We start from the raw sequence: 23,419 nt of genomic DNA, 5'->3' as shown, positions 1-23,419 counted from the left end.
TCATAAAGAAATCCCAAAAGTAAAAACCTTTATAGAATGACAATTTTCGTGTTAATCTATAATGACTAGACTTTCAGGAGGACTATCATGACAAAGCAAGAGAAGGATTTTATATTAGTCTATGGAGATGCTTTTATTGACTATATTGCTGATGATGTAACAAACACATCATTTACTAAATATATGGGTGGCGCAACGGTCAATGTTGCAGCGGGTATTAGCCGCATTGGTGCGCCTTCCGCATTAATTACAATTACGGGGGATGACGAGGGCTCGCAATTTGTGCGAGATGGGCTTGCCCAAGAGGGTGTGAAACTGGATTATGCCGTATTTGATCCAGCAAAACGAGTAAGTGGTGTATATGTGCATCTAACAGAAGCATGTGAGCGAATTTTTAAGGATTATGTTGATGAAACACCTGATTTACAAGTTGAACCATCACAGCTAAATGAAGCAGCTTTTAAGCATGCCTCTGCTTTAACGGTGTGTTCAGGCACAATGTTCCATCCAACAGCTCTTGCTACAACACGAGCTGCAGTAGAAATGGCTAAGGACAAGGGTGCGATTATTGCAATGGATGCAAATATTCGTCCTTTACGTTGGAGCAGTGAAGAAATTTGTCGAGATACGATTACATCATTTTTTGAGGATGTCGATATTTTAAAGGTGACGGATGATGAGCTATTCTTCCTGACAGAGACAAGTAGCTTAGAAGAAGGTATCGAGCAATTAAATAGCTATTTAGTGCCTATTATTTTAATTACCGTAGGAGAAAACGGGACTTATGCAGTCCTTAATGGTGAAGTTATACATGTACCGACTGAGAAAGTAGTGCCTGTGGATACAACAGGTGCGGGAGATGCATTTATGGCAGGTGTCCTACGTGATGTCCATTACAATGGTTTACCTACAACAAAAGAAGAACTAGTGCGTTGTACAAGCTTTGGCAACAAATTAGGAGCGTTTGCCGCAACAAAAGCAGGTGCTTTAACGGCTCTACCATATTATGAGGATATTAAGCATTTACTAAAATAAACATGTGAGGCGTGGAGAATATGGGGAAAGACTACGATGTTTTAGTAAAGGATCAACTGTTCTTTGGCGGTGCAAAAGATGCAGAGGCTGCATTTACACAAGAATCCGTTGATGTTGTGATAGATGTTCGTGTTCAAGGGCTATCCCCTCAAGACCAGGAGACAGTTCCTTATTCTTATAAACATATGCCTATAGCAGATGAAGATAGTGAGGTAGCATCATCCATTCAACAAGTCGCGCAAGAAGTTGCTATAGCCTTTGAGACAGGGCAAAAAGTATATGTTCACTGTGGAAGTGGTGGTGGACGTGCAGGTGTTGCAGCTACTGCTATATTAATGGAGTTGGGAATGGCTGATTCATTAGAAGCAGCACAGGCAGCTGTCAAAAAAGCTCGTCCATTGGTGACGATACGCCCTAAAATGGAAGACGCGCTGCAAAAACTTTATAAATAATTGAGAAGATGTACTAATTAAGGTACATCTTTTTTTATGATGTAAGAGATACTTTGTTCTATACATATTAGAACAAAGTTGTTATAGTTAATGTATAACAAATAATGAGGTGATCTGTATGATGGAGGAATTAGCAAAAGTTCCATGGGCAGTAATAGCACCGCTCATCATCGTTCAAATTATTTTGATGATTGTAGCACTTATTGATTTACGAAAAATTCATGCAACAAACGGCCCTAAAATTCTTTGGGTGTTTATTATTCTTTTTGCTAATCTATTTGGATCAATTGCGTACTTTATAGTGGGGAGAAAGCAGTCATGACAACTTTACTTCAAGTTATAGGTTTGACCAAGCAATTTGCAGAGCACAAAGTTGTAGATGCTATTCATTTTAACTTAGAGGAAAAAACTTCTACGGCTTTAATTGGTCCAAATGGAGCTGGCAAGACAACCACTTTATCTATGTTAACGGGGCTTTTAAGACCGACTGCTGGAAATGTAAAGATGCTAGGTAATGATTTACGTTCGAATATAGGTTTTTTACCCCAATATCCACAATTTCATCCTTGGTTAACTGCGTTAGAGTTTACAGAAATGGCTGCAAAATTGAATGGTGTAGCAGCCAAAAAGGCTAAATTAGAAGCACAAAAAACCTTAGAATTTGTAGGGTTAGGGGACGTCCAACATAAAAAAATAGCCTCTTTTTCAGGTGGAATGAAGCAGCGACTAGGTATTTCCCAAGCAATAGTGCATAAGCCTAAATTACTGCTATTAGACGAACCTGTTTCAGCATTAGATCCAGTTGGCCGTAGAGAAGTACTTGATTTATTAAAAGGACTACAGCAAGAGACGACTATTTTATACTCAACGCATATTTTAAATGATGCTGAAGAAATGACAGATCAACTATTATTCTTGCAAAATGGAAAACTAGTAGAGCAGGGAACATTACGTGAAGTACGGCAATGTTTTGATGAGCAAAATTATGTCATTGAATTTGGCAGTGAAGAAGAGGCTAAGCTTTTTGCAAATTCCTCTAATCATGTAATAGGTTGTAATGTGTATATTGAGATCGTGAATGAAGAGCCGACGATGAAAATGTTGTTTCAACGGTTAAGTGAATGTCCTTATACAATTAGAAAGGTAGAGCGACAGACAGCATCTTTGGAAGAAATTTTCATGAAGGTGGCGAAAAAGGCATGAGAGGATTCAATGTACTTCTGCAAAAGGAATTTAGAGAAGCATGGCGGAGTTGGAAGTTTCTATGGATTCCTCTAGTGTTTGCTCTGCTTGGAATGAGTGATCCACTAACAAACTATTATATGATGGATATTTTAAATGCTGTTGGAAATGTTCCAGAGGGCTTTGAAATGTTGATGCCAGAATTAATGCCACTGGATTTAATTCAAGCTTCTATCGGGCAATTTCAAACAATTGGCTTATTGGTGATGATGGCTTCGTTTGTAGGAGCTATTAGTAAGGAACGTGCTAATGGTATGGCAACATTACTATATGCTAGGCCTATATCATTTGGCGCATATTTTTTGAGTAAATTTGTTGTTATGAGCACCATTTGTTTTGTTAGTATTTTAGCTGGGTTTGGTGCAAGTGTCTATTATACAACTATTCTATATGGAACGTTGGACGTGGGTGCACTGTTAGTAAGCTTTTCTACGTACTATATTTGGTTGCTATTTGTGATAGCTGTTACGTTAATGATGAGTGCCAGCTTTAAAACAGTTATTGCTACAACATGTGCATTTACAGTGATCTTTGTTGGGCAAATTATCGATATGATTATAGGAATCTTTTGGACAATATCTCCGTGGAAACTAGCAAGCTACGGAATTGCAAAATTTCGAGGAACAATAGAGATGTCAGATTACTGGTGGAGCTTAGTCATTACGCTAGCATTGACAATTATCTGCATCGGCATTGGTATCGTGATGATGAAAAGAAATGCGTCTATGACAAAAATCTGAAGAGAAAACGGTAAAAATCCATTTTTACCGTTTTTTATTTTAAATCATCCTACCATTTATAAGCAAAATCAATCCTACAAAGAACATAATCCAAGAAAGGGTCGAGCTTGTTCTTTGATCAAAAAGCGTTTGAATTTTTCTTAAAGGTTTATTCATAAATCGGCGGAATAATAGATGAAAGCATAGTAGGATGATCCCTGGTGCAATCATTACTAAATTGTATCCTGCCAATAAAGGTAACCATTCATAAAACACTATTTGATTACTCGTTAAAATACCTATTGCCGCGAAATAAGGAAGAGCGGTTGCAACTTCTAAAATAGAAGTTGTGAAACCTAAAGCTACCATAGAGCTCACATGTAAAGATTTTGGTTTAGGGGATCCATTTGCCTTTCTTTTTGGAACTAACCAACTGCCAATAAATAAAATTCCCCCTACTATGGTCATGATTAATCGAGCTGAGTAACTATCTAGCAAATTAGAAATAGGGTTGAATATGACACCTAGACCTAATATTAAAAAAATCCCAGTACTAAAGTAAAACAACCCAACAGTCATTAAATAGGTTAATAAAAGGCGGATCTGCTGTTTTTTAGCCACAAGCAATACATAGACGGATACGCCAATTATAGAAGGACTAAACATGTCTAACAAAGCTAAGGTACCAATCAGTAGCAACATTTCTATGTTCATGATTATGATTTTCCTAACGCCTGTTTTTTTGTTTCATAAACATGAAAAGCCTGCTCTATAAAATGTAGAAATTCTTCCTCTAAAGGATATAATCCAATTTGTTCAGATTTATAAGTAGATTTTCTTATGGTCCACATCTTCTCTAAAAATTCATCATTTCCGTTATATTCTACCTCGGCTTTTTCCATCATTCGTTTAATAATAAACTGAACGGAATCGGCTTCAGGACTTTCCTTATGAAGCTGCTTTAATTGACCTAATAAACCAATCCACTCTAAAGAATTAGGATCATTTTTATTTAAATTGGGTAATTTTCTAAGTAGTTCCATTTCTGTAGCTGCAAAAATCTGCTGGCGGAAGGCTTGCTTATTATCTCGTTCTTGATTTGAAAGCTTAATGTACTTTTGGATAAGGGACTCTGTCAACCCACCTTCGATAGACGAAGCATTCTTTAATCCAAGAATAGTGTTCTTCATTTGCTGTAGTTTCTTTTGCTCTTCTGCTACAAAAGCTAACTGATGGTCTAAACTTGCTTCCCAGTTCCATGAATTATTGATAAGTGTCTGAATTTCTTTCAACTTGAAGCCCAATGCCTTTAAAAATACAATCTGTTGTAACGTTTTGAGCTCGTTCTCTCCGTAAATCCTATGTCCCCCCTCAGTCTTTGCTATAGGAAGTAACAAGCCGATCTCCTCATAGTAACGTAACGTTCGAACAGAAATGCCAGTTTGTTTTGATACATTGTGAATCGTAAGCAAGGTAATCACTCCTCCTCTCTGTTAATGACATTATATAAAATGACGTAACGTCACTTTCAAGAGGGATTGTAAAACTCCTTTCTTGGAATCTCTATAACTTAGGAATATAATGGGTGTGTAACTCGAAATTTGTCAAATAACTCGGAAAATATATAGACTACTATAGAAAGAAGGGACATGAAAAGTGGGAACTGAAAATTCCGATCGTTTCCTGACAGCGTTTAATCGAATAGATCATAGACTGAGAGATATTGTAGGTGCGAAGGATTTTATGCCTTTTTATCGGCTGATTGATCAAGCAAAGAAAAAGGATGTCTTGGTGAAGAAATATGAAGATGATCTCCGCTCATATGCAGACTTACGAAATGCGATTGTGCATCATCGTACATCATTACATTATGTGATTGCAGAGCCACATACTGATGTTGTAGAACGAATTGAATACATAGATGCTACCCTTGCTAAGCCAACGCTTGTGGGGCAAATGTTCCGTAAAAGAGTATTGATTTTTCAAGAAAACGATTCTTTAAAACATGTTTTAAAAGTGATACGTCAGCGCAAATATACACAATTTCCTGTTTATTATAATAAGCAGTTTAAGGGGCTAATCACAACAGTAGGAATCACAAATTGGCTTGCGTCAAAGATGGGTGGTGATCATTTACCGAAAAGAATACCAACACTGCATGATATCTTATTGCATGAGAAAAATAGAGTGAATTACAAATTTGTCAGTAGAACGATATCCATCTATGAGGCTGAGGAAATATTTAAACAAGGAGTCGAAAGAGGGAGACGCTTTGAGGCATTATTAATAACGGAGCATGGTCAACCACATCAAAGATTACTCGGTATTATTACGCCCTTAGATATTGTCAAAATTGATTAACAAAAAAACGAGACTAGACAAGCATTAAGGGCTTGAATGTCTCGCTTTATCTTTTAAGCTGATGTACAAGGAACCATTTGTTTGGACTTGAGCAAAATAAACTTCTTCTACAGAATGCACATTTTGCTTTTTCAATTTCTTTATTACCCAGTCTTCTGTCAGCTCAAGTTCAACAATATTCTCGGTAATAAGTTGACCATTAGAAATAACTTCAGTAGGAAGGTAGGTAGGTGGTGATACATCGGCTTTAACATCCTGCTTTGTAGCCACTTGTTCAGAGGTTTTTTGTAGCACACTGAGCTTTCCATTTGTTTCTAGTAAAGCATACTCAACATCCTGTACGGAGAAAATGGCTTGTTCACGTAACATCATTGTAAGCTCATCTAGATGAAGACGGTTTTTTTGTAGTGCTGATTCTAATATAAGACCCTTTTGAATAACAATTGTTGGTTTATCATCAATGAGAACGCGAGCTTTTTTAGATTTAATCGTAATAACGGTCATCAAATACGTTAAAGCACTCCACCAAACGAGGGAAATCATACCATCTAAAAATGGTGTTTCTTCCTGAGAGGCAATCTCTGAAGCAATCGACCCAAATGTAATACCTGTAATGTAATGGAAAAATGTTAACTGGCCTAATTGTTTTTTTCCAAGTATACGTGCCAGAATTAGTAAGGCAAAAAACGAAAGTGTTGTTCGTAGAATCATTTCCCAAAAGTGAGCATGAATAAAACTTTCCATGCATATATCAACTCCTTTTACAGCTGTCGAACTATAGCTTGTGCAAAAAGGTCGATAGTATGCGACAATCATGTTTAAACAAAATAAGAGTGAGGTGGCAACATGAATAAACATTTAAATGTAACCAATCCAATCTATCCAATAATGATTGCAATCGGTGTTGCTCACCTAATTAATGATACGATGCAAGCTGTTATCCCAGCGATGTTTCCGATATTTAAGAGTGAATTAGGATTGACCTTTACACAAATTGGAATGATTTCTTTTGTATTAAATATATTTGCTTCTGCATTGCAGCCTGCGGTAGGCTTTATCAGTGATAAAAAACCAATGCCTTATGCTTTACCTATCGGTATGATTAGTTCATTTATAGGGATTGCTATTATAGCGTTCACAACGCAGTATTGGATTATTATTATTGCGGTATTATTTATAGGCTTCGGGTCAGCTATTTTTCACCCTGAGGGATCGAGAGTTTCCTTTATGGCAGCTGGATCTAAACGAGGACTTGCGCAGTCTATTTATCAAGTGGGGGGAAATTCAGGGCAAGCACTAGCACCATTAATTAGTGCTTACATCTTTGATATTTTAGGGCAACGTGGGGCTGCGATCATATTAGTAATTGCAACGTTTGGTATTATTTTATTAAGTAAAATTGCTACATGGTATAAAAAACAATTGGAGCAGGAGCGTGCAACTAAGAAAAAGCGTGTACTCGTCTCAACATTGCCTCCATTAACAAAGAAACAAGTAGGAATCGCATTAACATTATTATTTACAATTATTTTTGCACGATCATTTTATACAACAAATATAACAAGTTTTTATGTGTTTTATCTAATGGATCACTATGAGGTCAGCCTTCGACTAGGGCAAATATTAATATTCACCTTCATGGCATTTGGTGTAGTAGGTACCTTTTTTGGAGGTTCTTTATCAGACCGTATTGGTAGGAAAAATGTCATTATCCTTTCTGTAGTTGGCCCTATGCCATTTTGTTTAGCACTGCCATATGTACCATTATGGGCGGCTATGATATTTTTAGTTATTATTGGTACGTTGATTATGATTAGCTTCTCCGTAACGGTGGTCTATGCGCAAGAGTTAGTCCCAACAAAAATTGGCACCATGGCAGGTTTAACAACAGGATTTGCTTTTGGAATGGGCGCAATAGGGGCAATGGTTATCGGCGTTTTAATGGATCATAAAGGCATTGATTTTACAATGATTGTTGTTTCATTATTACCTTTATTATTACTAGTTGCCTTCTTCTTACCGAAAGATAAACCAGCTTCAGCTGCTGTCTAATAAAAAAAACGCGTATCTACGCGTTTTTTTATTGTCTTAATGGAGCTAAAAATTCTGCTGGCAATTTTTCCTGATCAATTACATAGCCCTCTGAAATATGAACTTCATGCATTTTATCGTTGTAAGTAAATTTAAAGATGCCATTGTCAAAATCTGTGCCAATTTCTTTGAAGAATATACCTTCAATTGATACATACTTAGGACATGTAAATGCTACTTTAAAGTTCTCCTGTTCTTTAATTAAGTAAGCACGTACTCCTTTTTCATATGTTTCATTTGCATCATCATCGGTTGGGCGTTGAACAGCTACGATATGAAAATCAACAAAAGGAACTTCCTTTAACAGTACGTTTAAGAACGAACCTTTAGTGATTTCCTCCCAACGGCTTTGTGCGCTTTGCCCTACGATAATTTGTGAAATACTATAATTCTTCGCGACCTCTGCAATAACCTTTTGTATGGGGCGTTTTTCATTATCTTGCAAAATAAATTTTTCAACCTCAAGTTCATCTGATAACTTTTTCCATTGCTCTATATAACTAGATTTCTCTGCGTCAAATGCATCAAGGGGTTGCGAATCGACTGAAAGAATATAGAGTGGGCAATCAAGCATTGTGGCCATCTTATGACCACGACGAATCAAACGTTCGCCATTTAAGCCGTAATAAACACAAACTAATATACTTTCATCTAAACGCCCTTTTACATGCTTCATAAAAAATGTACACCTCTTATCTGTTGGTATTTTGTTAATTTCACTGTTGATTTTGAAAAAATTATCCTAAAACAGCTAAAATCGATGCTGTTACAGTGCATTATGCTCATTTATATTGTATACTTAAAAATGTATAAAAGTTAACGAAAATGTATTGGAAAACCCTTGAAGGATTAAGCTTAAATCGATAATTAGAGATTATTTAATTTATGCATTCTGTGCATCTATGCTAATTTGCTTTCATATGCCACACTATTATGCAGTGAGTTAAATAGATAGTCAAGTGTCTTCATTATGCTGATATTAACTGAGTTGTAACTGTATAAATTATCTGATTTTCCACAAGTTATTTAGGCTTGCATCGGGTTAGAAGTGACTAAATAACTAAAATAACCGTTTTTATAAACAATTAGGCACTTTAATACCCCACCACATTCCATTAAAAAATTTCAAGAATACATCTAATATGTTCCTTAGCTTGAACAAATTTCTAAAGTCTTAGCACTTTACATGCCCATCACCACAAAAATTTGCTAGATGATTTAGATAGTAGGAGGTTTTCATTTGGTCACAGTTCTCATTGCGATACTTTTGCCATTTGTTTGTGCTGCTCTAATTCCATTGCTTTACAGGCGACTAAGGCGTGTCACACATCTTGGCTGGTTTGTTTTATCTGTTCCATTCATCTTGTTTCTTTTACTCGCTCGCTATATTCCTCAATTAGCCGAGGGTAAAACCTTTATTCATACATATGAGTGGATTCCCTCTTTTAATATAAATTTCACAACTTACCTAGATGGACTCAGTATGATTTTTGGTCTGCTGATTACAGGTGTAGGTAGTTTAGTCATTTTATATTCTATTTTTTATTTATCAACGAAAGAATCTCTTCATCATTTTTACTGCTATTTATTACTATTCATGGGCGCTATGCTTGGCGTTGTTTTTTCAGATAACCTAATGGTATTATACACATTTTGGGAATTAACAAGTGTGTCATCATTCCTATTAATCGCATTTTGGCATCATAGAAAGGCTTCACGGGCAGGTGCTAAAAAAGCGATGATGATTACCGTCTTTGGCGGACTCTCAATGCTTGCGGGTTTCTTAATGCTCTATGTAGCTTCTCATACATTTAGTATTCGTGAAATTGTAGCTAATGTAGAGGTTATACGAGATCATACCTTATTTACGCCAGCGCTTATTCTAATTTTACTAGGGGCTTTTACAAAATCTGCACAATTTCCATTCCACATTTGGTTGCCTGATGCTATGGAGGCCCCAACACCTGTTAGTGCTTACTTACATTCCGCAACAATGGTGAAGGCAGGCATTTATTTAGTTGCTCGTTTTTCACCGGTTTTTGGAGGAGAGGCAGTATGGTTCTGGCTAGTTAGTGTTATCGGCCTAGTTACATTATTCTGGGGCTCCTTTAATGCTGTCCGTCAGACGGATTTAAAAGCATTATTAGCCTTTTCAACAGTGAGTCAGCTTGGTTTAATTATGAGTCTCTTTGGTCTTGGGTCTGTTGGTCATTATTATGGCTATGAGGAAAACTCAATTCTTTACACCCAAGCAAGCTTTGCAGCGCTATTTCACCTTGTGAATCATTCGACCTTTAAAGGAGCTTTATTCATGATGGTTGGAATTGTCGATCATGAAGTAGGTACTCGTGATATTCGTCGTTTAGGTGGCTTAATGTCTTTCATGCCTATCACTTTTACAATTGCTGTGATTGGTAGCTTCTCAATGGCAGGACTGCCACCATTTAATGGCTTTTTAAGTAAGGAAATGTTTTTTGCAGCAGTATTGGCTATTCGTGATGTAGAAGCATTCTCTATTGCTGATATAGGGCTGTTTTTCCCTATAGTAGCATGGGTGGCAAGTATCTTTACCTTTGTCTATAGTTTGATTTTAATTAGTCGTACATTTTTGGGTAAACTACAGCCAGAGAAGATTGATAAAAAACCACACGAAGCTCCTCTTGGCATGTTAATATCGCCAATTATTTTATGCTTGTTGGTAGTTGGTATCTTTTTCTTCCCTAATATATTAGGTCATTATATTTTAGAGCCTGCTATGGCTAGTATTTATCCAACATTCCCAACTACAAGTGAGTTAACACCACATATTCATGCATGGCATGGCATCAATGCAGAGTTATTGATGACAGTAGGTGTCATTATTATTGGAATTATCTTATTTAAAACATTAAAAAGCTGGAAGCCACTTTATCGTCTATTTTCACAAAAGTATACGTTTAATACGTATTACAATCGAATGATAGAGATGAGTGAAAATGGCTCACAGAAGCTTACCAATAAATATATGACAGGTAATTTAACACATTATTTTGTCTATATATATGTATTTTTTGTTGCACTTATCGCTGGTTATTTTGTTTGGTCAGATGCCATGACCTTTAATTTTGACAAAGATTCCGCTATAGAATCCTACGAGTTAATCCTTGTGTTTGTCATGATTTTTGCTGCTGTTTGGATGATTTTCGCAAAGGGTCGGGTGACAGCCATGTTGCTAAATGGTGTACTAGGCTATTCTATTGCTTTCTTCTTTGTTATTTTCCGTGCACCAGACCTAGCTTTAACACAATTAGTTGTTGAATCGGTCACAACAGCTTTATTCCTTTTATGTTTTAAATATTTGCCAGATTTAATGCCAGAGCTACCACGTAAAAGGGTTCAATGGTCAAAAGCATTGATTTCTATTTTTGTTGGTGCAACTGTAACTATTGTTGGTTTAGCCGTCGTACACTATGATCGCTTTGAACCAGTGGCTACTTACTTCAATGATGCCTATGAATTGGCTGGCGGTTCCAACATCGTTAATACAATACTAGGGGATTTCCGTGCTTTTGATACGATGCTAGAGGTTGTTGTTCTTCTAATTGCTGGCTTAGGGGTCTATGCTCTGACAAAGCTTAAGCCTCGAAAGGAGGAAGCAGATCATGAAAATTAATGATGTGATTTTAAGAACCGTCACCAAAGCCGTTGTGTTCATTATTTTAACACTCGGCGTGTATTTATTCTTTGCTGGGCATCATGCTCCTGGCGGTGGCTTTATAGGTGGTCTGGTGTTAGCCTCAGGCATTGTTTTGTTATATCTAGCCTATGATATTGAAACTGTTCATAAAGGGATGCCTTTCGACTTCAAAAAAGTTGCAGCTCTTGGTGTATTGCTTGCAACTGGAACAGCAATAGGTTCGTTGTTTTTTGATGTCCCATTTTTAACACAAGCACATACGTATATAGATGTTCCTATCTTTGGGAAAATGGGCTTTTCAACTGTCACTATTTTTGAAGCAGGTGTGGCTTTAACAGTGGTGGGGGTTGTTGTAACAATTATTTTAAGTATAAGTGAGGATGAGTAGCCAATGGAGTCTTTAATACTTGTTTTAGTAGGTATATTAGTAGCTGTTGCGACGTACTTAATCCTCTCGAAGCAGTTATTGCGTGTTATTTTAGGCACCGCTGTTTTATCTCATGCTGCCCACTTACTGATTTTGACTATGGGAGGTTTAAAAAAAGGGGATGTCCCGTTATTAGGAGAATCAGAGGGACCATATACAGATGCATTACCTCAAGCATTAATATTAACAGCGATTGTGATTAGCTTTGCTGTCACTGCTTTTGTTCTCGTTTTAGGGTATCGCGCGTACAAAACAAATGGTTCAGGGAATTTTGATGAATTGAGAGGTACGCCTGATGAGTAATATGATTGTTTTACCATTAATTGTACCAGTAATTACTGCTATTTTACTGGTGTTTTTAAAAGAGCATGTGACGCTACAACGTATCATCAGCTTATTGACATTGAGCTTTATTATTATCATTAGCGTCATTTTATTAGTAGAGATTCAAGAACAGGGTGTGATGCGCATTGATTTTAGTGGATGGGCACCACCATTTGGAATCTCATTTGTAGCCGATTCATTTGCGACACTATTAGTGTTAGTTGCAAATATTGTAGCCCTCATTTGTATGCTATATGCAATTTTTACAATGGAGCTAAGATATGAAAAAATGTATTTTTATCCATTTACCTTGCTGATGATAGCAGGTGTCAATGGCTCATTTTTGACGGGCGATATTTTTAACTTATTTGTGTGTTTTGAAGTAATGTTGCTCGCTTCCTATGCATTGATTAGCTTAGGTGGCGAAAAAATTCAGCTACGTGAAGCATTGAAATATGTGCTCATCAACATTGTTGCCTCTTGGATTTTCTTAGTGGCACTAGCTTTTCTGTATGGAACGGTAGGCACATTAAATATGGCACATATTTCAGTTCGTGTAATGGAGGCAGGAGCTAATCCTCTTATTACAACAGTAGCGCTTATTTTCTTAATCGTCTTTAGCTTGAAGGCTGGACTTTTATTATTCTTCTGGTTGCCAGGATCTTATAGTGTACCACCAACTGCCATTGCTGCTTTATTTGCTGCTTTATTAACAAAGGTAGGGATGTATGCACTTGTACGTTCCTTTACATTGCTGTTCCCTAACAATCCTGAAGTCACACACACAGCTCTTGGCATCATGGCTGGACTCACAATTATAGCAGGCTGTATCGGTGCACTTTCAGGTCGTGATGTTAGAACAATAGCCTCTTACAATGTACTAATTGGCGTTGGTTTTATAATAATTGGGCTAGCTGTAGGCACAGAGTCAGCCTTACAAGGTGTTATCTACTATTTAATGCACGATATGATAGCTAAGGCTATGTTGTTCTTAGCTGTTGGCATGATGATATATCTCACTGGGGAAACAGTAATTGATAAGATGAGTGGACTTATTCGTAACTACCCCTTTTTTGGATGGTTGTTCTTTATAGCAATGTGTTCACTAGCTGGTATACCCCCACTGAGTGGTTTTTTAGGAAAGGTTTTAATTGGACAAGGTGCGATAGAAGGTGGCCATTTCGTTCTATTAGGTCTAGGGTTTTTCTCTAGTTTAATTGTTTTATATTCATTGTTAAGGATATTTCTTTCTTCCTTTTTCGGCGAAACCATTATTAGCTTAGAGGATGAAAAACCTTTACCTAAACGTATATTGTTGCCATTAACATTACTAGCTGTTTGCACATTTGGGTTAGGTATTGGGGCAGAAAAACTGGCACCATTTGTCACAGATGCAGCTGAAACACTTTATACACCATCTATCTATATCGATGCAGTTTTAGATGGCGAACAATGGCAAGGTGAGGTGAATAAATAATGGCGATGCAGTTTATTTTAAATTTATTTATCGCAACACTTTGGTTACTTCTACAGGATGAAGTGACACCACAATTTTCAACATTTTTAATGGGTTTTGTTGTAGGTATGGGTATTCTATATGCGATGCATCGCTTTTATGGTACTCAATTTTACATGAGGAGAGTCTTTTCCATTATCAAGTTATTATGGCTGTTTAACTGGGAGCTATTTTTATCAAGCTATAGTGTATTAAGACAAATCACTACACCTAAGCTAAATATTACACCGGGTATTTTCACATATAAAACTGTATTAGAGGGTGATTGGGAGATTACAGCTCTTGCCTTACTGTTAACGTTAACACCTGGCTCTGTCGTCATGGAGGTATCGGAAGAGGGAGATGTCTTTTATATTCATGCTATGGACATCGAACAGTCAAAGGATGCTGTTATACGATCAATTGGAAAATTCGAACAAGCAATAATGGAGGTGACACGCTAATGATTAACAATATATTACTTCTTGCACTTGCTTTCTTCAGTATTTCCATTGCGCTGTCGTTATATCGTGTTATCCGTGGTCCGTCAATGCCTGATCGAGCGATAGCTCTCGATACAATTGGTGTTAATTTATTATCGGCTATTGCGATTGTCTCTATTATATTGAAGACTAAAGCATATTTAGAAGCTATTCTTATTTTGGGGATTTTAGCGTTTATCGGAACGATTGCATTTACAAAATATATAGAAAGAGGTGTGATTGTTGAACGTAAATCAAATGATTGAATGGGCAGCAGTTATCCTTATTCTTATAGGTTCCATTGTGAGTGTTATTAGCGCATTTGGGATGATTCGCCTACCAGATGTCTATACACGATCACATGCTGCTACGAAAAGCTCTACATTATCGGTTTTAACCTGTTTGTTAGGAGCGTTTATCTATTTCTGGGTGCATGACGGTTTTGTTAGTGTACGGCTCATTTTAGGTATTCTTTTCGTCTTTGTGACAGCACCCGTTGCAGGGCATTTAATTTGTCGTGCTGCCTATCGTTCTCGCGTTCCATTAGCAAAGGACTCTGGTGAAGATGAATTAAAGTCAAAATTGTTCCCTGAAGAGCATACGATAAAATAGAAGGAGGACTGTTTGCCCTAAAGCAAACAGTCTTTTTAGTGCAAAATAATGAAAATAGTAGAACTGCAAAATTGATGAATAGATTCTTCAAAGAGAGTGGCGAAATCCCTGCACAAAAGATGAGAGAGCACTGGCTTAAGATAGCAAACATTGGACATTTCTTAACATTCAAGTGGATTCTAAATAAGTGAAAGGGAAGTTGATTGGTTAAATCAACTTCCTTTTCAAATTATTCTTGAAAAACTAATTGATACCCAGAGCCTCTTACCATAACGATTTTAGCTGTATGACCTGGAATCGTTTCAAGTTTTTTTCTTAAATTGCTGATATGAACTCGTAAGGCTTGTGTTTGTCCAAAGCTATCCTCGTCCCAAATAAGTCGGTACAGCTCAGCAGCTGGAAAAGCTTGATTGCAATGCTGTGCTAAAAAGAATAAAATTTGGAATTCCTTTGTTGATAAAGTTAATACAGTATCACCAATTGAAACTTTTCCTGAGTGTATATGGAAGTGTAATGTATGAATAATTTTGATTCCTTCATTTACGGAAGTATGTTCAATTGGTTGCATCAACTTTTTATGTTGCCTTCGTTCAAGTAGCCGCTCAATTGTTTTTAAGAGTCGGTTGTGGTCAATGGGCTTTAAAATATAATCTATAGCCTGTACATTAAAGGCCTCTAAAGCATAATTTTCGTAAGCTGTAACAAAGACAATATCTATATAGCTTGAGACATCTTCTATTTTAGAAGCAAATTCAAGTCCAGTCATTTCAGTCATTTCAATGTCTAAAAACAATATATCAGGTTTTAGCATATCAATATTTACTAAACCATCTTTTGGATTCTGGAAGGTTCCAATAATCTCAATAGAGCCACTTGCCTTTAGCATGGATTCTAATAAACGAATGGCTAAAATTTCATCATCTATAATAACTGCTTTTAACAAGCTGCTCACATCCTCTATAAAGTAATTATTGGAAATCTTATTTCAACAGTCGTTCCTTTGTTTTCGTGGCTATCAAAATGGATAGTAGCGTTGTCGAATTTTTTTAATCTTTTGGAAATATTTAAAATACCAATGCCTTGACTAGCTGTTTTCTCACCATTTTGAATTTGCCTTAAAAGCTCTGAAGATATCCCAATGCCGTTGTCAATCAGTTGGAAAATCACCATATGCTCTTCCTGCCTTATAACTAATAGTAGCTCGCTAACCTCTTTTCTGACTTTCAAACCATGAAGAAGGGCATTCTCTACTAAAGGCTGAAGCAGTAAAGGAGGAATAAGACATTGGATAGGCTCATCCATGCAAATATTAAATTCTAATTGCTCAGGATATCTAGTACGATGAATATTTACATATGCCTCAATAAGACTAAGCTCCTTTTCCAAAGGGACAAGACTGTTGGCATTTTCAAAGGCAAAACTGTTACGTAAAAATGTAGCAAAATCTGTAATCATTGCCCGTGATTTATCTAAGTCTAAATAGCTTAGGGACAGAATGGAATTTAAGACATTATAAATAAAATGCGGTTTTATTTGTGCTTGTAAAAACGCAGTTTCCATTTTCACAGCTGTTTCTGCAGACTCCTTCAATAAAAGAAGATTGCGAACCCTTGTCATTAGCTCGGTAGCATCTAAAGGTTTATGTAAAAAATCATTTGCTCCAGATTGAAAGGCTGCAATCATATCCTCTGGGCGAACCGCCGCAGTCAACATTAGAATAGGTAGCTCTGTAGACGTGTAATGTTGCCTAACCTGTTGACAAATCTCATAGCCAGAAATTGTGGGCATCATTATATCTAAAATTAATAAATCAATACTAGGTTGTTGTGTAAGGTACTCAAAAACATGGTGTCCATTATCAATTGCTATAATGGAATAGTTTTCTTGTGTCAATATATCTATTAGTACTTTTAAATTAACAGCATCGTCATCTACAATAAGAATTTTTTTCTTTCCTATTTTCTCAACAATATGTGGGAATGTTAGGAAAGGATGCTGGTATGTTTGGATTGGCATGGATGGTAATTCCTCATTTGTCGGCTGACCTTTTCGTAATTTGAATGAAAAGGTAGCGCCTTGTCCGACAATAGAATCAACAAATATTTTCCCACCCTGCCGCTCGACAAGCTCCTTTGTAATATGTAAACCTAATCCACTGCCACCAATTGAATAATTGAATTGTTGGAACGGGTTAAAAATGGTTTTTAAATTTTCTGGTGCTATCCCACACCCAGTATCCTTAACTTCAATCACAAGGAATGACTGTTTCTCATAACAAGTTATATCAATTTTTCCTTCATTTGTATACTTCACTGCGTTATGAATTAAATTATATAAAATTTGGCGAAGACGGTTTTCATCAGCTTGGACAAAGGTTCCCCGTTCTATATGATTATAAATTTTGACATTCTTGCTAATCGTGTAGGAAAGCACTTCTACAGTCATATGTGTAATGGCATATAAATCAACAGATGCCATCCGCAATGTTAATTCATTCTCCTTCAGCTTTGAAAAATCAAGTAAATCATTGACTAAATAGGATAGACGTTCTGCAATATTGAAAATAAGTGATACTTTTTCTTTTTGTTCGTCCGCTGAGATAGGTAAACTATTATCCTTCAGCATAGATTGTGAAATGCCTATAATGCCATGTAAGGGCGTTTGGAATTCATGAGATGTTTTAGCGAGAAACTCATCCTTTAATTTATCTACACGTATCAGTGCCTCCGTTAGCTTGCCTTTTTCTAAATAAGAATCTGCAAAACGATGAGAAATATATAGGGAAAGCATTGTCAGGCAAATAAATGGCAACAATGGTGGTAAAGCACTCAGTTCAAGATTAATATTTGTATTTAAAGTAGCAACGATAAAATAAAGCAAAATGGCTAGAGAGCTTAATGTTAAATACATTACTCCAGTAGCACGTTTGTAAATTGCTATAATTTGTACATAGAAGATATAAACAATATTTGCGAATACATACAATGAGTTGATATTCTGAAATAGTGAATTAATGGATGTTGGAAGTAATGCAACCAGCATTAGAAGGATACCTATTGCGCAAAACACTTTCACAACTAAACGATTCATATGTTTTATTAGAGCACGGTAAAAATACAACAATATAAAAAGGCCTACAGCTATACTAGAGATCATTTGCATTTTCTGAAATGGAGCATAGGAAATATTTATAAAGTCTAGTAATAGCTTTTCGCCATGAGTAAGGGTGTAAACCCCACTTGCGAAACAAAATATAGAGAAGTAAAGCTGTTCTATACCAAATTTTGAATAAAGATATGAGCCAAAAAAGTAGATAAACATTGTTAAAAAACCTGCTAAGGTAATTAAATCGTAGAATATGGCACCCTCTCGAAGCTTTGCAATACTAGATTGATCCCCCAAAAAAATGGAGCTAATAATTCCTCCTCCTGGTGCATAATCAAAATTGGCTACATGAACAATCAATTCAAGTTCTTTTTTATCAGGCGAAAAATAAGCGGTATATGGGGTATTGTGGGGTATATAGCTGCTATCCTCAGCTGGCTCTCCACTATGTCCAACTCGCTTTCCGTTAATATACAATGCGTTCGACATTCGAATGTTACTCGTTTTAATTCCTAAAATATCTTCGGTATCATCGATTAAAACCTTGAGACGATAAGTCCCACTTTCAAATACAGGTATTTGTTGCCCATCAATTGTATATTTTGTCCAAGCTGAAGGGACATTAACAAGATAGCTTTGATAGGAATCAAAGGCTTCACCGTCCACTAAATGATTCGGGATAAATTCCCACTCCCCATCTAATTTGATAGGCGTATTATCGTGAAATGAATGATGACGTAAATCCATCACACCTTCAATCGCTTGCGGCCCATGCGACTTAGGTTGAGTTAAGAAAAAGGTAATGCCTGCTATCAGCACTGAGCCAATAATAATTGCGAACAATAACGATAATTTTTTCATCGTAAAAATCCCTTTCAAATGATTTATTTGGATTATACAAGATAACTTACGGCATTAATACAAAATTCCTACTAGCGATGAAATCTAAATATTGCGAGCTTAAAGGATGGCGATAATCTCTATCTCTGAACTGTTGAAATTAAGTTGTTTTTATGATGGAGGAATAAATAATGCTAAAACGGAAAATAGTAAAGTTACTTTGTAAAATGAATGAAAACAAAAATAAATTGACTTATCAGAAAATTATGCATATAATATTTAGCTAAAATTTTTTTAGTTTATCTTGATTATTATTTCAAAAGAGTATATCTTAATTAGCAGATAGATTTTTTATTCTTCAACATGAATAAATATCCAATCAACTATATTCGAGAAATGTATTCTCATACACAATAAATTATAAATAAAAGGAGTTACAATTTATGAAGAACAAGTTATTCATCATGATGCTGGTACTAGTAATAGGTGTACTTGCAGCATGTGGCACTAAAGACAATAATGCAAGCGATACAGGATCTACTACGGATACAGAGGGTAAGCAAGTATTAAAAGTTGGTACATCAGCTGACTATGCGCCATTTGAATATGTGGATGCAGCAAAAGGCGAAGAAATTATTGGATTTGATATTGATCTAATCAAATTAGTTGGAGAAAAAATAGGCGTTGATATGCAAGTGCAAGATATGGACTTTAACAGTTTAGTGCCAGCACTACAAGCAGGGAAAATTGATGTCGTTATTTCTGGTATGACACCGAATCCAGAGCGTGAAAAAGTGGTAGATTTCTCAGATAAATATAATGAAACAGAGCAAGTAATCCTTGTTAAAAAGGATAGCGGTATTAAAAAAGAAGCTGACTTAGCTGGTAAAAAAATAGGTGTACAAACTGCATCTATTCAGGAAAACTTAGGTAATGAAATTGCGAAAAAGGTTGATGTAACAGTAGAAGGACGTACGCGAATCCCTGAGATTGTGCAAGATATGATGTCTAAACGTTTAGACGCAGGTATTTTAGAGGGTGGCGTTGCGAAAGGCTATTTAAAAACGAATGATCAATTAGAGGCTTTCCCAGTGGAAGAACAGCCTGAAGATTTCAAAGCAATCGCTGTTCCAAAAGGGAGCGATTTAAAAGATAAAATTAATAAAGCTTTAAAAGAGCTAGCTGAAGAAGGCAAAATCAAAGAGTTAGAAGAAAAATGGTTAGAAAAAGTTGAATAATAATTGCGTGCGATAGCTCTACTTTTGGGCTATCGCTTGTGCTTTTCATTATTATCCTTTAAGCCTCTTCTAAATTTGTGTTTGGTACAAAAAACAAAGCTACATCATGATGAAAAAGAAAGGAGGGAGCGCTGTGAATTTAGATTTTACAGCTATCGTTCCCTCTATTCCTTATATTTTAAAAGGGATAGGTGTTACACTTCAAATTGCAATCGGTGCATCCATCATTGGTTTTATCGTAGGTATACTTTTAGCATTATGTAAAATTGGTAAAGTGAATTTTTTACGTTGGTTTGCTGATTTCTATACGTCGATTTTCCGCGGTACACCTCTTGTATTACAATTACTAATTATTTATTATGCAGTACCGCAATTACTAGATATCCAAATTGAGCCTATTCCAACAGCTATTATTGCTTTTGGTTTAAATTCAGGTGCATATATTTCGGAGATTATCCGTGCTGGTATCAATGCAGTTGATAAAGGACAAATGGAAGCTGCACAAGCATTGGGTATTCCATATGCAAAAATGATGAAGGATATTATTATTCCGCAAGCAGTAAAAAATATTTTACCATCCTTAGTAAATGAATTTATTACATTAAATAAAGAAACAGCAGTTGTGACAGTAATCAGTGCATTAGATATTATGCGTCGTGCCTACATTGTAGGAGGTTCGACATACCGTTATCTTGAGCCACTACTTTTTGCAGGGGTAATCTATTACATCATGACGCTTGTTTTAACGTTCCTTGGTAAACGAATCGAGAAAGGAATGAGAAAAAGTGATTAAAATTGAAGATTTACACAAATCTTATGGGCAGAATGAAGTATTAAAGGGTATATCAACTGAAGTTAAAGAAAAAGAAGTAATTGCTATTATTGGACCTTCAGGATCAGGTAAATCGACATTTCTTCGTTGCTTAAATTTATTAGAAACTCCGACAAGTGGGAAGGTAACGATTGCAGGGGATGTCCTGACAGATAAAGGGACAAATATAATGAAAATACGTGAAGAAGTAGGTATGGTATTTCAGCATTTTCATCTTTTCCCTCATAAAACTGTGCTTGAAAATTTAACATATGCGCCAATCAATGTGAAGGGTTTGGATAAGGCTACAGCTATCAACAAAGCAGAAGAGTTACTAAAGAAAGTAGGTCTGTTTGAGAAGCGTCTAGAATATCCAAATCGTTTATCGGGAGGACAAAAGCAACGTGTTGCTATTGCGCGAGCACTTGCCATGGACCCTAAAGTTATATTATTTGATGAGCCTACATCGGCACTTGACCCTGAAATGGTTAAAGAGGTATTGGCTGTTATGAAAAACCTCGCAGATTCTGGGATGACCATGTTGATTGTGACACATGAGATGGGCTTTGCTCGTGAGGTTGCTGATCGTATTCTTTTCCTTGATGGCGGCAAGCTCATTGAGGATGCTCCTCCAGAACAGTTTTTTTCAGCGCCATCAACACAGCGTGCAAAGGATTTTTTAGAAAAGGTTTTATAAAAAATAAAAGGCATTTAGCTCCCCGTCTAGGCGAATGCTAAATGTCTTTTTTATTGAATGGACAGTTCAAATTGAGCCTGTAAGGTTTCTAAAGTAAATAGCTCCTCAATATGATAGGCTCCTGATGGATGATTGTTGTTAAGGAGTTCTTTCGCAATAAATGCTGCAACTTTCGCTGTTACGAGAGATTCATCGCGTTCTAGAAAGTCTAATGTATAACTTGTTTCTTTGTGATGTTTTTTTCCAATGGCTTGTATTTGTATACCACATACATCAGAACCAATTTTAATTTTTTGAATAAGTGAAGCGAGCAAGGTTTGGATACGGTCAAATTTTAATAAGTAAGCAATTCTACTTTTTTGTAAAAAGGATACAAATCTATTGAGCGACTCTACATCAAAACCTAATCTTGTTTCGATAGGAATAGAAGGAAAATGCTTTGTTAATGTGTGCTGGTCAGAGAAATTAAATTGATACACACTACGCTTTCCAAATTTCTTAAATTTCACGGTTCTCTTATTAGTGAAATTAGCAACTCTCTGATTGTTGTAGCTACTGAACGGTGTATTTAATTGATGCAATATCCAAAGAATTGCTGCAGTGCCATGCGTATCGCCTGCGCCGAGTAAGATAGAAATATGCAGCTCCTCTACGGAGGATAATTGCTTTGCAGCATGCATGGCCATTAAATTTGTCAATCCTGGAGCCATACCAACACTAAATACGGCTGTGGAATGATTCTGTTCAGCTAGTAAGTGGAGTGCCTCTAACTTTTTAAGAAAGGTATAGCTTGCAGTAATATCGATATACATAATCCCTTCATTTAAGCAAAGCTGCGCAAATGCAGTATCTTTTTGCTCTAAACACATAATGACCAGTGCTACATTATCTAATTGCTCTGGGTGCACTTTTTTCGACACATCCAATTGTAGAGGTCTTACTAAGTTATTGTGCTGGGCGCAGAAATGCTTTGCCTTTTCTATATTTCTTCCGGCAATCCATATTCTGTTAGGATAGCTTTGCAACAATAATTTTGCAATTTTCCCTCCCACTTCACCATAGCCTCCGATGATTAAGATATTCCCATTTTTCATAAAGTAGTTTCTCCCTTAATAGCGACTAAAGCGTCAATCATATGTGTTTTAAAATATGGAAGGATTGTCGTAAAACCAGCCTCTTTCAGCAAATCAATAAGCAATTCAAGAGTAATCGGGTGAGTTGTCATGCGAAAGGATTGTTCAAAGCGTTCCCAATGATCCTCGCTTATTCCGTTATGAAGCATGGAACTTCGCCAATAACGAAGCTCGTGTTTGAATGTTTGGGAAGTTAAATCAGCATTAATCGATGAGATAAATAACACACCATTTTCATTTAAGCTATCCGCAATTTTTTGAAGCATTGCCCTCTTCTGGTCCAAGTCTTCAATAAAATGTAAAACTAAATGACAACTAGCTACATCGAATAACTCATTCACTCTTAGGGAGAGTAAATCCTTCTCAAGCCACTTAATAGTAAGCTCGTGTGGTAGCGATTCAATTTGTTTAGCAGCCAGATCCAGCATTACCTTTGAGATATCGACTGCTGTGAAATGGGCAGAAGGAAAGGATTTGCCTAATGTGAGTAATTCCTGTCCGCCACCAGCACCTACTACTAAAAATTTATTTGCAGCAGTAAAATTGTGAAGTATACTGGCCATCATGTCATAGATAAGATCATAGCCTATGATTTTTTGTCGAATGGACTGTTGATATGTGTTGACAGAAGGACTGTCCCAGTTATGTAAAGATCTATTCATTAAAATACCTCCAAAAT

Annotated in this window: 25 protein-coding genes; 17 read left to right on the top strand and 8 right to left on the bottom strand. The window is 36.3% G+C overall.

The annotated features are described in order from the left end of the window. Positions 1-87 precede the first annotated feature (87 nt). The 5 genes from C7B89_RS01990 to C7B89_RS01970 all read left to right on the top strand — a co-directional run bounded on the left by C7B89_RS01990 (position 88) and on the right by C7B89_RS01970 (position 3,469). Entirely contained in the window at positions 88-1,035 is a 948-nt protein-coding gene (locus C7B89_RS01990) for a carbohydrate kinase family protein (protein WP_054548551.1), read from the top strand. Between the two features lie 20 nt (positions 1,036-1,055). Beyond that, positions 1,056-1,487, top strand: a complete 432-nt coding sequence (locus tag C7B89_RS01985; RefSeq protein WP_048395783.1) for a protein-tyrosine phosphatase family protein — start codon at positions 1,056-1,058, stop codon at positions 1,485-1,487. A gap of 118 nt (positions 1,488-1,605) precedes the next feature. After that, positions 1,606-1,809 carry a PLDc N-terminal domain-containing protein gene (locus C7B89_RS01980; RefSeq protein ID WP_081010918.1) on the top strand — a complete coding sequence of 68 codons (204 nt, stop codon included), beginning with the start codon at positions 1,606-1,608 and terminating at the stop codon, positions 1,807-1,809. After that, positions 1,806-2,690 carry an ABC transporter ATP-binding protein gene (locus tag C7B89_RS01975; RefSeq protein ID WP_115673077.1) on the top strand — a complete coding sequence of 295 codons (885 nt, stop codon included), beginning with the start codon at positions 1,806-1,808 and terminating at the stop codon, positions 2,688-2,690. Before C7B89_RS01980 ends, C7B89_RS01975 begins: the two co-directional genes overlap by 4 nt. Next, positions 2,687-3,469 carry an ABC transporter permease gene (locus tag C7B89_RS01970; RefSeq protein WP_103117267.1) on the top strand — a complete coding sequence of 261 codons (783 nt, stop codon included), beginning with the start codon at positions 2,687-2,689 and terminating at the stop codon, positions 3,467-3,469. The genes C7B89_RS01975 and C7B89_RS01970 overlap by 4 nt, the downstream gene beginning before the upstream one ends. Positions 3,470-3,508: 39 nt before the next feature. On the opposite strand, the gene C7B89_RS01965 is transcribed toward C7B89_RS01970, so the two are convergent. Then, positions 3,509-4,162: a GAP family protein gene (locus tag C7B89_RS01965; RefSeq protein WP_103117268.1), complete on the bottom strand. Its 654-nt coding sequence runs from the start codon at positions 4,160-4,162 to the stop codon at positions 3,509-3,511. 2 nt (positions 4,163-4,164) lie between these two features. Next, positions 4,165-4,929, bottom strand: a complete 765-nt coding sequence (locus C7B89_RS01960) for a MerR family transcriptional regulator (protein ID WP_425269269.1) — start codon at positions 4,927-4,929, stop codon at positions 4,165-4,167. Positions 4,930-5,104: 175 nt separating this feature from the next. Between C7B89_RS01960 and C7B89_RS01955 the strand changes: the two genes are divergently transcribed. Then, positions 5,105-5,809, top strand: coding sequence for a CBS domain-containing protein (locus C7B89_RS01955; RefSeq protein ID WP_048395772.1), 705 nt, complete (start codon positions 5,105-5,107; stop codon positions 5,807-5,809). A 24-nt stretch (positions 5,810-5,833) separates the two neighbouring features. Here the strand turns inward: C7B89_RS01955 and C7B89_RS01950 are convergent, their stop codons facing one another. Beyond that, on the bottom strand, positions 5,834-6,553 hold the full coding sequence (locus C7B89_RS01950; RefSeq protein ID WP_115673075.1) for a DUF421 domain-containing protein: 720 nt from the start codon (positions 6,551-6,553) through the stop codon (positions 5,834-5,836). A gap of 102 nt (positions 6,554-6,655) precedes the next feature. Here C7B89_RS01950 and C7B89_RS01945 point away from each other — a divergent pair, with 102 nt between their 5' ends. After that, on the top strand, positions 6,656-7,861 hold the full coding sequence (locus tag C7B89_RS01945; RefSeq protein WP_054548546.1) for an MFS transporter: 1,206 nt from the start codon (positions 6,656-6,658) through the stop codon (positions 7,859-7,861). Between the two features lie 28 nt (positions 7,862-7,889). On the opposite strand, the gene C7B89_RS01940 is transcribed toward C7B89_RS01945, so the two are convergent. Beyond that, entirely contained in the window at positions 7,890-8,576 is a 687-nt protein-coding gene (locus C7B89_RS01940; protein ID WP_036075307.1) for an adenine nucleotide alpha hydrolase family protein, read from the bottom strand. A gap of 564 nt (positions 8,577-9,140) precedes the next feature. On the opposite strand from C7B89_RS01940, the gene C7B89_RS01935 reads away from it, so the two are divergent. The 7 genes from C7B89_RS01935 to C7B89_RS01905 are packed head-to-tail and all read left to right on the top strand — an operon-like array spanning position 9,141 to position 14,916. Then, positions 9,141-11,552, top strand: a complete 2,412-nt coding sequence (locus C7B89_RS01935) for a Na+/H+ antiporter subunit A (RefSeq protein WP_048395768.1) — start codon at positions 9,141-9,143, stop codon at positions 11,550-11,552. Continuing rightward, positions 11,542-11,964 carry a Na(+)/H(+) antiporter subunit B gene (locus tag C7B89_RS01930; protein ID WP_004233141.1) on the top strand — a complete coding sequence of 141 codons (423 nt, stop codon included), beginning with the start codon at positions 11,542-11,544 and terminating at the stop codon, positions 11,962-11,964. The genes C7B89_RS01935 and C7B89_RS01930 overlap by 11 nt, the downstream gene beginning before the upstream one ends. A gap of 3 nt (positions 11,965-11,967) precedes the next feature. Next, a complete protein-coding gene (locus tag C7B89_RS01925; RefSeq protein WP_004233143.1) occupies positions 11,968-12,306 on the top strand; it encodes a Na(+)/H(+) antiporter subunit C in 339 nt (112 codons plus the stop codon). After that, on the top strand, positions 12,299-13,804 hold the full coding sequence (locus tag C7B89_RS01920; protein ID WP_048395766.1) for a Na+/H+ antiporter subunit D: 1,506 nt from the start codon (positions 12,299-12,301) through the stop codon (positions 13,802-13,804). The genes C7B89_RS01925 and C7B89_RS01920 overlap by 8 nt, the downstream gene beginning before the upstream one ends. Next, on the top strand, positions 13,804-14,286 hold the full coding sequence (locus C7B89_RS01915) for a Na+/H+ antiporter subunit E (protein ID WP_048395764.1): 483 nt from the start codon (positions 13,804-13,806) through the stop codon (positions 14,284-14,286). Before C7B89_RS01920 ends, C7B89_RS01915 begins: the two co-directional genes overlap by 1 nt. Continuing rightward, complete coding sequence (locus tag C7B89_RS01910; protein ID WP_004233151.1) at positions 14,286-14,570, top strand: Na(+)/H(+) antiporter subunit F1; 285 nt, start codon at positions 14,286-14,288, stop codon at positions 14,568-14,570. Before C7B89_RS01915 ends, C7B89_RS01910 begins: the two co-directional genes overlap by 1 nt. Beyond that, positions 14,548-14,916 carry a Na+/H+ antiporter subunit G gene (locus C7B89_RS01905; RefSeq protein WP_048395761.1) on the top strand — a complete coding sequence of 123 codons (369 nt, stop codon included), beginning with the start codon at positions 14,548-14,550 and terminating at the stop codon, positions 14,914-14,916. The genes C7B89_RS01910 and C7B89_RS01905 overlap by 23 nt, the downstream gene beginning before the upstream one ends. Before the next feature lie 229 nt (positions 14,917-15,145). On the opposite strand, the gene C7B89_RS01900 is transcribed toward C7B89_RS01905, so the two are convergent. Both C7B89_RS01900 and C7B89_RS01895 read right to left on the bottom strand, forming a co-directional pair. Further along, a complete protein-coding gene (locus tag C7B89_RS01900; RefSeq protein WP_231595762.1) occupies positions 15,146-15,868 on the bottom strand; it encodes a DNA-binding response regulator in 723 nt (240 codons plus the stop codon). Between the two features lie 5 nt (positions 15,869-15,873). Then, positions 15,874-18,882 carry an ATP-binding protein gene (locus C7B89_RS01895; protein ID WP_115673074.1) on the bottom strand — a complete coding sequence of 1,003 codons (3,009 nt, stop codon included), beginning with the start codon at positions 18,880-18,882 and terminating at the stop codon, positions 15,874-15,876. A 422-nt stretch (positions 18,883-19,304) separates the two neighbouring features. Between C7B89_RS01895 and C7B89_RS01890 the strand changes: the two genes are divergently transcribed. The 3 genes from C7B89_RS01890 to C7B89_RS01880 all read left to right on the top strand — a co-directional run bounded on the left by C7B89_RS01890 (position 19,305) and on the right by C7B89_RS01880 (position 21,607). Then, positions 19,305-20,099: a transporter substrate-binding domain-containing protein gene (locus C7B89_RS01890; protein ID WP_004233155.1), complete on the top strand. Its 795-nt coding sequence runs from the start codon at positions 19,305-19,307 to the stop codon at positions 20,097-20,099. A 133-nt stretch (positions 20,100-20,232) separates the two neighbouring features. Next, positions 20,233-20,892 carry an amino acid ABC transporter permease gene (locus C7B89_RS01885; protein WP_036075291.1) on the top strand — a complete coding sequence of 220 codons (660 nt, stop codon included), beginning with the start codon at positions 20,233-20,235 and terminating at the stop codon, positions 20,890-20,892. Continuing rightward, positions 20,885-21,607, top strand: coding sequence for an amino acid ABC transporter ATP-binding protein (locus C7B89_RS01880; RefSeq protein WP_054548544.1), 723 nt, complete (start codon positions 20,885-20,887; stop codon positions 21,605-21,607). The genes C7B89_RS01885 and C7B89_RS01880 overlap by 8 nt, the downstream gene beginning before the upstream one ends. A gap of 50 nt (positions 21,608-21,657) precedes the next feature. On the opposite strand, the gene C7B89_RS01875 is transcribed toward C7B89_RS01880, so the two are convergent. Together C7B89_RS01875 and C7B89_RS01870 are read right to left on the bottom strand one after the other, a co-directional pair. Next, positions 21,658-22,701: a saccharopine dehydrogenase family protein gene (locus C7B89_RS01875; RefSeq protein WP_115673073.1), complete on the bottom strand. Its 1,044-nt coding sequence runs from the start codon at positions 22,699-22,701 to the stop codon at positions 21,658-21,660. Further along, complete coding sequence (locus tag C7B89_RS01870; RefSeq protein WP_115673072.1) at positions 22,698-23,402, bottom strand: class I SAM-dependent methyltransferase; 705 nt, start codon at positions 23,400-23,402, stop codon at positions 22,698-22,700. The genes C7B89_RS01875 and C7B89_RS01870 overlap by 4 nt, the downstream gene beginning before the upstream one ends. Between the last annotated feature and the right edge of the window lie 17 nt (positions 23,403-23,419).

Origin of the sequence: Lysinibacillus capsici, from assembly GCF_003367505.1 — a bacterium.
Lineage (GTDB): Bacteria > Bacillota > Bacilli > Bacillales_A > Planococcaceae > Lysinibacillus > Lysinibacillus capsici.
This window is presented reverse-complemented; position numbering and strand designations above follow the sequence as displayed.

Excerpts from the sequence above, each read along its gene's own strand:
- C7B89_RS01965 (WP_103117268.1), bottom strand. The coding sequence starts at position 4,162 with ATGAACATAGAAATGTTGCTACTGATTGGTACCTTAGCTTTGTTAGAC.
- C7B89_RS01895 (WP_115673074.1), bottom strand. The coding sequence starts at position 18,882 with ATGAAAAAATTATCGTTATTGTTCGCAATTATTATTGGCTCAGTGCTG.
- C7B89_RS01915 (WP_048395764.1), top strand. The coding sequence starts at position 13,804 with ATGGCGATGCAGTTTATTTTAAATTTATTTATCGCAACACTTTGGTTA.
- C7B89_RS01975 (WP_115673077.1), top strand. The coding sequence starts at position 1,806 with ATGACAACTTTACTTCAAGTTATAGGTTTGACCAAGCAATTTGCAGAG.
- C7B89_RS01925 (WP_004233143.1), top strand. The coding sequence starts at position 11,968 with ATGGAGTCTTTAATACTTGTTTTAGTAGGTATATTAGTAGCTGTTGCG.
- C7B89_RS01985 (WP_048395783.1), top strand. The coding sequence starts at position 1,056 with ATGGGGAAAGACTACGATGTTTTAGTAAAGGATCAACTGTTCTTTGGC.
- C7B89_RS01890 (WP_004233155.1), top strand. The coding sequence starts at position 19,305 with ATGAAGAACAAGTTATTCATCATGATGCTGGTACTAGTAATAGGTGTA.
- C7B89_RS01990 (WP_054548551.1), top strand. The coding sequence starts at position 88 with ATGACAAAGCAAGAGAAGGATTTTATATTAGTCTATGGAGATGCTTTT.
- C7B89_RS01930 (WP_004233141.1), top strand. The coding sequence starts at position 11,542 with ATGAAAATTAATGATGTGATTTTAAGAACCGTCACCAAAGCCGTTGTG.
- C7B89_RS01980 (WP_081010918.1), top strand. The coding sequence starts at position 1,606 with ATGATGGAGGAATTAGCAAAAGTTCCATGGGCAGTAATAGCACCGCTC.
- C7B89_RS01910 (WP_004233151.1), top strand. The coding sequence starts at position 14,286 with ATGATTAACAATATATTACTTCTTGCACTTGCTTTCTTCAGTATTTCC.
- C7B89_RS01950 (WP_115673075.1), bottom strand. The coding sequence starts at position 6,553 with ATGGAAAGTTTTATTCATGCTCACTTTTGGGAAATGATTCTACGAACA.
- C7B89_RS01870 (WP_115673072.1), bottom strand. The coding sequence starts at position 23,402 with ATGAATAGATCTTTACATAACTGGGACAGTCCTTCTGTCAACACATAT.
- C7B89_RS01940 (WP_036075307.1), bottom strand. The coding sequence starts at position 8,576 with ATGAAGCATGTAAAAGGGCGTTTAGATGAAAGTATATTAGTTTGTGTT.
- C7B89_RS01875 (WP_115673073.1), bottom strand. The coding sequence starts at position 22,701 with ATGAAAAATGGGAATATCTTAATCATCGGAGGCTATGGTGAAGTGGGA.
- C7B89_RS01945 (WP_054548546.1), top strand. The coding sequence starts at position 6,656 with ATGAATAAACATTTAAATGTAACCAATCCAATCTATCCAATAATGATT.
- C7B89_RS01970 (WP_103117267.1), top strand. The coding sequence starts at position 2,687 with ATGAGAGGATTCAATGTACTTCTGCAAAAGGAATTTAGAGAAGCATGG.
- C7B89_RS01920 (WP_048395766.1), top strand. The coding sequence starts at position 12,299 with ATGAGTAATATGATTGTTTTACCATTAATTGTACCAGTAATTACTGCT.